This window comes from Phyllobacterium sp. P5_D12 (assembly GCF_054049495.1).
The window spans coordinates 1-6,854 of sequence record NZ_JBFUMG010000226.1 but is presented as its reverse complement, the minus strand read 5'-3'; the positions used below and the strand labels follow the sequence as shown (position 1 = coordinate 6,854).

Here is a 6,854-nt window from a genome sequence, read left to right as displayed (position 1 = left end):
GAAGGGAGGAGGAGAAAACTTCTTTGCGGCAATTTATGCCGATCCGGAACGATTGCGAGGATTTCTGAGCGCGATGAGTGGAATAAGCGCGGGTGCGGCCCACGCCATTGCCGGCAGCTTTCCATGGAGAGACTACAAAACCTTCATGGATCTTGGCTCAGCTCAGGGCATGGTACCCGCCACTCTTGCCCAAGCCCATCCCCACCTCACCGGCATCGGCTTCGATCTTCGCTCGGTCAAGCCAGTCTTCGAAGAATTTATTGCTCACCGCGGGGTGGCGGACCGAGTGCGGTTTCAGGGAGGGGATTTCTTTGAGGACCCTCTGCCGAAAGTTGATGTCATCGTCATGGGTCACATCCTTCATGATTGGGACCTTGCCCAGAAAAAAATGCTTCTAAGCAAGGCATTTGATGCTCTTCCGAAAGGTGGCGCAGTCGTTGTTTATGATGCCATCATCGATGATGATCGCCGGGAAAATGCTTTCGGTCTTTTGATGAGCTTGAATATGCTGATCGAAACTGCTGGTGGGTTCGACTACACTGGAGAAGACTGTCAGGCCTGGATGCGCGAAGTCGGATTTTCAAAAACGCGGGTCGAACCGCTTGTCGGCCCGGATTCGATGGTGATCGGATTAAAATAGCTTGTCGCGATATAGCTATTGGTTGCTTTAGACTTGGCGCCAACGTGTCGTAATCGGCTTCGAATGAATGGGCGCTTTGACTATCGGACAGGCCAAGGGCGCGCCCGTCTGCGTCAATCTGAGGACGTATCCGGTGAAAGTCGAAGACGGCAAAATCCTGATTGCCTTGTAACGACGTTTTTCCCCAGGCGAGGTTAGCGTCCGCGTCGGCCTTGACTAAATTCTACAGTCCTTACGATGCCGTCCGCTTTTCAAAAGCGGCTCGCGACACCGGTGCTTTGCGATTCGGACGGCAAAGCTGCTCAAAGCCGAAACCCTTCATTTACCATGACCGTCACAATCGCTTGAAACACGGTTCGCTTGGCGTCCGGTGGCCCGGCTTTATCCTTTCCTTAAAGCCTCATCTGCAAAAGTTAACGCCGACAGGAATGTTGCAGAGAACATTCGGGAAATGACCGCGACTTATCCGGCTCTGGCCGGATTTTGCGGAAAGCAGGAAAAAGTTGGTGCCGATCCACTCCGTCACACAGTCGAAAATTGCGGCAGGCTACAAACGCCTGTGCAAGCGCTGGGTCAGTCCGTCCGCTACTGGTGGCGCCACTGCCGAGCGGGACGCGCGCATGGCCGGCGCGTTTCTCGGCATGCCGCTGATGCTGGCTGTCGCATTGACCACCAGCCACTCGATCGCGGGTGAACTCGATGCGGTGCTGAGCTTGGTTGCCGGCGTTCTGGCGCTTCCAATGATCTTTTGCGGTGCGCTTTCGGTATCGAAGAACAGCACATTGGTCGGAGTGAGCGCGCTCCTCGCCTACTCGCTATCTGTTGCCACCATCGGTGTCATCGCACCGTCGACGAATTTGCTGCTCTGGATCATGGCCGCGGCGATCCCTCTCGAAAGCTGGTTTGTCTGCCGTAATGAGAAATCCATTCGCCTGCCGGCTGGTATTGCCGCCGGGGTGCTCGCGATACTCTTCATCGTTGCGATGCGGGCAGGTGAAAGCGTGACATTGTCGCCCTTGGTGCTGCTTGCTTCATTGGGTTATCTGGCGACACTCATTGTCAGAACAGCCAGCACTCTCGCTGCCCGCACCGCTGCTGCCCGCCGCGATGATCGCGTAGCCGATCTGGAGAACGCTATCGACGGCGTCGTGTTCAGTCTCGGGACGGATGGGCTCATTCTCTCGCTGTCGCCCAATGCGCAGGACCAGTTCGGCATCGCACGCAATCTCCTGATTGGCACGCCTCTGCTCGACCGTGTGCATGTGTCGGATCGCGTTGCGTTTTTGAGTTTCCTGTCGGATATGAAAAGCGGCGCTTCGAGTGCGACAGCCGAGATCAAGCTGCGCTGTGTTGCGCCGGGCGCGATGTCGAAACACGCCCATAGCGTGCGCTTCGCTACCTATCGTCTGCGCGCCGTTCCGCACAGCCAGGAGACAGGTTTTGTCGTTGTCGCGACCGATATTTCCCAAGCCGTCGCTGACCGCAATGCGCTGATAATTGCGCGCCGTGAGGTCGAAACAGCTGAAATCGCCAAGGGTCGGTTCCTTGCTTCGGTCAGCCATGAACTGCGCACACCGCTGAACTCCATCATCGGCTTTTCCGATGTGCTGCTGCAGGAGATTTGCGGCAAGCTGCCGGCCGGACGCCAGCGCGAATACGTGGAACTTGTAAACCAGTCAGGCAATCATCTCCTTTCGGTCGTCAACGCCATTCTCGATGTATCGAAGATCGAAGCGGGCACCTATCCGATCTTCACGGAGAGCTTTGCCTTCAAGAATGCCGTGACCATGGTGCATGACATGATGGCGCACCAGGCCTCGCAAAAAGGCGTGACCTTGTGCGACCGCGTCAGCCCGCGCATCGGCAATGTCGTTGCCGATAGCCGCGCCATCAATCAGGTGCTGATCAACCTGGTTTCAAACGCCATCAAGTTTACCGAGAGCGGCGGCGTCGTCACCATCGATGCGTTGATCGAAGACAACATGCTGGCATTCTCCGTCAGCGATACGGGCATTGGCATTGCCGAAGCGGACCTGAAGACCTTGGGCCAGCCTTTCCGGCAGGTGCAGAACGATTACACGCGCAACCACGAAGGTACGGGCCTTGGCCTTGCCACGGTCAAGGGCCTTGTCGGGCTGCATGACGGCGAGATGAGGATCAAGAGTACTCCGGGGCAGGGCACGGTTGTAGATGTGCGCATTCCCCTGGACGGTCCCGTGATCGAACATTTCTCGGACGAGGCGAACATTGTCGAATTCAAGATCGAAAGCGATATCGAGGGAGGTTCCCATGGGGAAGCCCGTAAGTCGGCCTAGCAAAAAGCGGCGCGCTCCGAGGCGAGGCAAGTTCGCCGTGGCTGTTTTCGCAACCGGCAGTCTGATCGCCAGCAATCCTGGTATTGCCGGCGGCACGACGGCCTTCCTGGTCACGCTCGGTTTCATCTCCGCCAATGCGCTTTGGTATCAGCCGCATGTGCATGAAGGCGTGTTCTTCCGCACACGGCCGGAGCTCGTTTTCAAACCCGTCAAGCAAAGCAATATTTCGTTGCCGGGCGGTACCTCGCAGGCACAATCGGCCGATGCGCCCATTCGCAAGGTAAAATCTGTTCCCGTTCCGCAGAGCCCCGACCCGATTGCCGCCGCGATCAATGGTGACCCGGTTCTGGCGCCAGGCGGCGATCCGGAAGTTGCCAAGCTGCAGCAGAAATTGCTGGCACTGGGTTTTTATAGTGGCACTGTCGACGGGATTTCGGGCAAAGGCACTCGTGCCGCTATTGATGCCTATCGCAAGGCAACGGCCGCCATGGGTATCGAGCCCGAGCAGGCTGTCGACAATGCCAGCGAGACCACCGCGAGTATTGCCATACCGGAGAAGAAGCCGGAACAGACGCAAGAAAAGGCTACAATCCAAAAGGTTTCGACCAGTCCGGCGCAAGACAATGCAGCGGTCGCGAGCGCCGGCGACTTATCGCCCGCGGAGATCGTACGGGTTCAGGCGGGCCTTCGTGCATTCGGCAATGATATGGTCGAGATTGACGGCAAGGTAGGTACGTCCACGAAGAATGCCGTAAGCGAGTTCCAGAAGCTGTTTCGCCTGCCGGTGACGGGTGAGCCGGATCAAAAGCTCCTCGCCAAGATGCAGGAAATAGGTTTAATAAATTGAGCTCTGGCTATCTCCCCCCTTGTGGGGGAGAAACCGATTTCAGCATCTTAGCCCTTGCTAAGTGCTAGAAATCGCCAGAGAGGGGATTTGCTTCGTTGAACTATCCCCTCACTTGGATTTTCCGAGGATTTAGCAAAGAGGCTAAATCCAGGTAAATCCTTTCTCTCCCGCAAGGGAAGAGATAATCGGCATCGACTGCATCGCCCGAATTGAGAGAAACTGCATGCGCCTGACATCTGAATTCTGGGTTGCCGCACTGGTCAGGCGGGTGAACGGCTCCGGTGCGTTTGCGGCGTTGAGCAACAAAGGCGCGGCTGAGGCCGGTGCCATCTTCATCAAGTTCCGCAACGCTGACGGGAGCTACGATCTTTTCGGACCCGCACCGCAAATGGTCTACGATGAAACGAAGCCAGATGAACGGCTGTTCACGCCATTGAATACCGGCGTGGCTGAAATGGAAATCAATGACGATCTGGAAAAGCAGAAGCGCTGGGATCGGGATTTATGGATCGTCGAGATCGAGGATTATCGCGGTGATCGTTCGGAGTTGTTTCCGGTCGCGAAAGACTAGGAGACCTTGCGCGCTCCGTTCTCGAAATCCGCGGCCATCTCGCGCAGTTTCTGCCGTAGCTTCTGCGAGTTTTCCTTGGCCTTCCAGCGCTCGACGGTCGCCTGTGCTTTTTCCTGATCGATCTGGCGATAGGATTGCACGAAGAGGCGCAGCGAATGCAGATCCTTGTGCACGAGGCCGAACAGCCCTGTGAGGACGAGATGTGCGGCCTCGGCAGAAAGCCCGAGAGACGCCAGCGCGATCGTCAGTTCTGCATTCAGGCCATGGCCGATGATCCGTTTTGCACTGTCGGTATCGAGGTCAAGCGCTTTGGAAAACTCCTGTTCGAAGGAGGTGGTCTGGTCGAGAAGAGCCGCATCGACAAGATGTTCGGCCAAAGCCTGATCGCTGGAGAAGCCGGCATCGCTGTCCCGCATCAGCGCCTTCAGTGCTTCACGCGTTTCACGCAGGCGCGGCGATTCCTGGGTCGGGGGGGTATCGGGCATGTCGCTTTCCCTGCCATGGGCGAAATTCGACTGAGGCGTCAAAGCACGTTCGATGGCCGGGTCATTGAACCCATGCAGCACGCGCAGAAGTTCGGGATCGGTGATCTCGCGCCGCGCGATCGCCCGCGCATGGCCAAGGCCCTTATGCGCGATTATGTCGATCAGGTCGGACGTATTCGGAACCGGCGAGCGCAGCAGAAGCGGCGCAGATATATCCACCTCGTCTTCCGCGAGCGCGATGACAAGCCGTTTCGGTGCGTGGGAAAATTCCGACAGGGCGGCGGCCGCATGGCGCCGCACACGCTGCGAGGCGAGGGCGAGGAGCGGGACTGCGAGATCCTCGAGTTGCTGCGCATCGCTCTTTGCCGGTCTTGCGACGCAGCAGAAGGCAGTAATTGACGCGGTGAGGAGATCGTCAGCCTTGCTGCCGCTACTGCGGTCTTCAAGCGCTCGAAACTCAGGATACTTCACGAACACAACTCCACGAGACGCAGTACGAGGTTAAACAATGGCTAAAATTAGCCTTGAAGCGTTAGCAACCCGTTAACCATCGGTGGGCTAATGAAAATTATGGCGCAAATCGTGCGCGCGTAAGCATCGGCGTATCAAGGAGATCAACGAACTAAAACGGATGGGCGATATGGGGTTGGTCATCACATTTCCAGGCAGCGCAAACAAGCGCCGCACCATTGCCGACAACGAACGGCAGACGACTGCCGAAATCACGATTTTTCCCGGCGTGCGCTACGAGCGTTATGCACCGGAAGCGCCAAAGCGCGTCAAACCAAAATCACCGGGCAGATATTTCGATACGATGCCGCAGCCGGGCTGAACTGCTGCCCGTTATTCAAGCAACTCGCATCTTTGCTTATTAAATCAGCTTTTATCGCACTTGCGTGCTTGACACGAATGGCGGCTGCGTATCCTATTGCAGATTATTACGCGCGATAAGTTTATTCTTACACCATTTCAACAGAGAGATTTTCAATGTCATCAATTACCGGCACCGCCGAGAGTCTCGGCTTACCTTCAGCTCATCCAAAGCGTCTAGCCCTTGCCAGCATGGTTGGTACGACGCTCGAATATTACGATTTCACCATCTACAACACGATGGCGGCGCTGGTCTTCAGCCAGCTGTTCTTTCCGAGCGTCGATCCCATGGTGGGCACGATGCTGGCATTTTCCACCTACGCGATCGGTTACTTGTCACGCCCGCTCGGCGGCCTGTTTTTTGGCCGCCTCGGCGACAAGATCGGCCGTCGCGCAGTATTGGTGATAACGCTGATCATCATGGGGCTAACGACTGCGACCATCGGCCTGCTGCCGACCTATGGCTCCGCCGGAATACTGGCGCCGCTGCTGCTGATAACGTTGCGCTTCGTGCAGGGTGTTGCTCTCGGCGGCGAATGGGCGGGCGCGGTCTTGCTGGCAGTCGAGCATGGACGGCAGGACCAGCGGGGACTCAATGCCTCGTGGACACAGATGGGACCTGCCCTGGGCACCCTTCTTGGGACCGGCCTGATCTATGGCTTTACGTCGCTCATGGACAACGAAACTTTCCTCGCATGGGGCTGGCGCGTGCCTTTTCTTCTCAGCCTTGCCTTGGTCACGTTTGGGCTGTGGGTTCGCAGCGGCGTCGAGGAATCGCCGATGTTCAAACAGCTTGAGGAAGCACATACCAAGGCCAAAGCTCCGATCAAGGAGGTCGTTACCAATCATTGGCGCCGGCTTTTGCTGGCCGGCGGTTCGCGCATCGGCGGCGACGTGCTCTACGGGTTGGTCGTTGTCTTCACGCTGACCTACGTGACCACCGTCCTGCAACTACCGAAGTCCACGGCCCTGATGGCTCTCTTGATAGGTACGGGGTTCAACGCGCTGGCCGTTCCGCTCTTTGCGATCTTGTCAGATCGTTGGGGACGGCGACCGGTGCTCGCACTCGGTGTCGTGAGCGCAATAGTGTGGGCTTTCCTTATGTTCGCGCTGCTCGACACGGCGC

General features: G+C 57.2%; 7 protein-coding genes and 1 pseudogene. 7 read left to right on the top strand and 1 reads right to left on the bottom strand.

The genetic code is table 11. The features are described from left to right. The 5 genes and pseudogenes from ACXJ5O_RS15280 to ACXJ5O_RS15260 all read left to right on the top strand — a co-directional run. Nucleotides 1-640: methyltransferase (locus ACXJ5O_RS15280; protein WP_457300630.1), on the top strand; the 640-nt coding region annotated here is incomplete at its 5' end. Between the two features lie 66 nt (nucleotides 641-706). Next, a pseudogene (locus tag ACXJ5O_RS15275) lies at nucleotides 707-812 on the top strand (Rieske family ferredoxin); the annotation flags it as partial. A gap of 334 nt (nucleotides 813-1,146) precedes the next feature. Further along, nucleotides 1,147-2,955, top strand: a complete 1,809-nt coding sequence (locus ACXJ5O_RS15270) for a sensor histidine kinase (RefSeq protein WP_457300629.1) — start codon at nucleotides 1,147-1,149, stop codon at nucleotides 2,953-2,955. A gap of 37 nt (nucleotides 2,956-2,992) precedes the next feature. Next, nucleotides 2,993-3,802, top strand: coding sequence for a peptidoglycan-binding domain-containing protein (locus ACXJ5O_RS15265; RefSeq protein ID WP_457300628.1), 810 nt, complete (start codon nucleotides 2,993-2,995; stop codon nucleotides 3,800-3,802). Between the two features lie 223 nt (nucleotides 3,803-4,025). Beyond that, complete coding sequence (locus ACXJ5O_RS15260; protein ID WP_457300627.1) at nucleotides 4,026-4,373, top strand: DUF1491 family protein; 348 nt, start codon at nucleotides 4,026-4,028, stop codon at nucleotides 4,371-4,373. Here the strand turns inward: ACXJ5O_RS15260 and ACXJ5O_RS15255 are convergent. Beyond that, complete coding sequence (locus ACXJ5O_RS15255; RefSeq protein WP_457300626.1) at nucleotides 4,370-5,329, bottom strand: DUF2336 domain-containing protein; 960 nt, start codon at nucleotides 5,327-5,329, stop codon at nucleotides 4,370-4,372. The two genes, ACXJ5O_RS15260 and ACXJ5O_RS15255, sit on opposite strands and share 4 nt — an antisense overlap. Nucleotides 5,330-5,498: 169 nt before the next feature. On the opposite strand from ACXJ5O_RS15255, the gene ACXJ5O_RS15250 reads away from it, so the two are divergent. Beyond that, the gene (locus tag ACXJ5O_RS15250) at nucleotides 5,499-5,690 is read left to right on the top strand and encodes a hypothetical protein (RefSeq protein WP_457300625.1); all 192 of its coding nucleotides are present in this window, start codon (nucleotides 5,499-5,501) and stop codon (nucleotides 5,688-5,690) included. Nucleotides 5,691-5,845: 155 nt separating this feature from the next. Next, nucleotides 5,846-6,854: MFS transporter (locus tag ACXJ5O_RS15245; RefSeq protein ID WP_457300624.1), on the top strand; the 1,009-nt coding region annotated here is incomplete at its 3' end.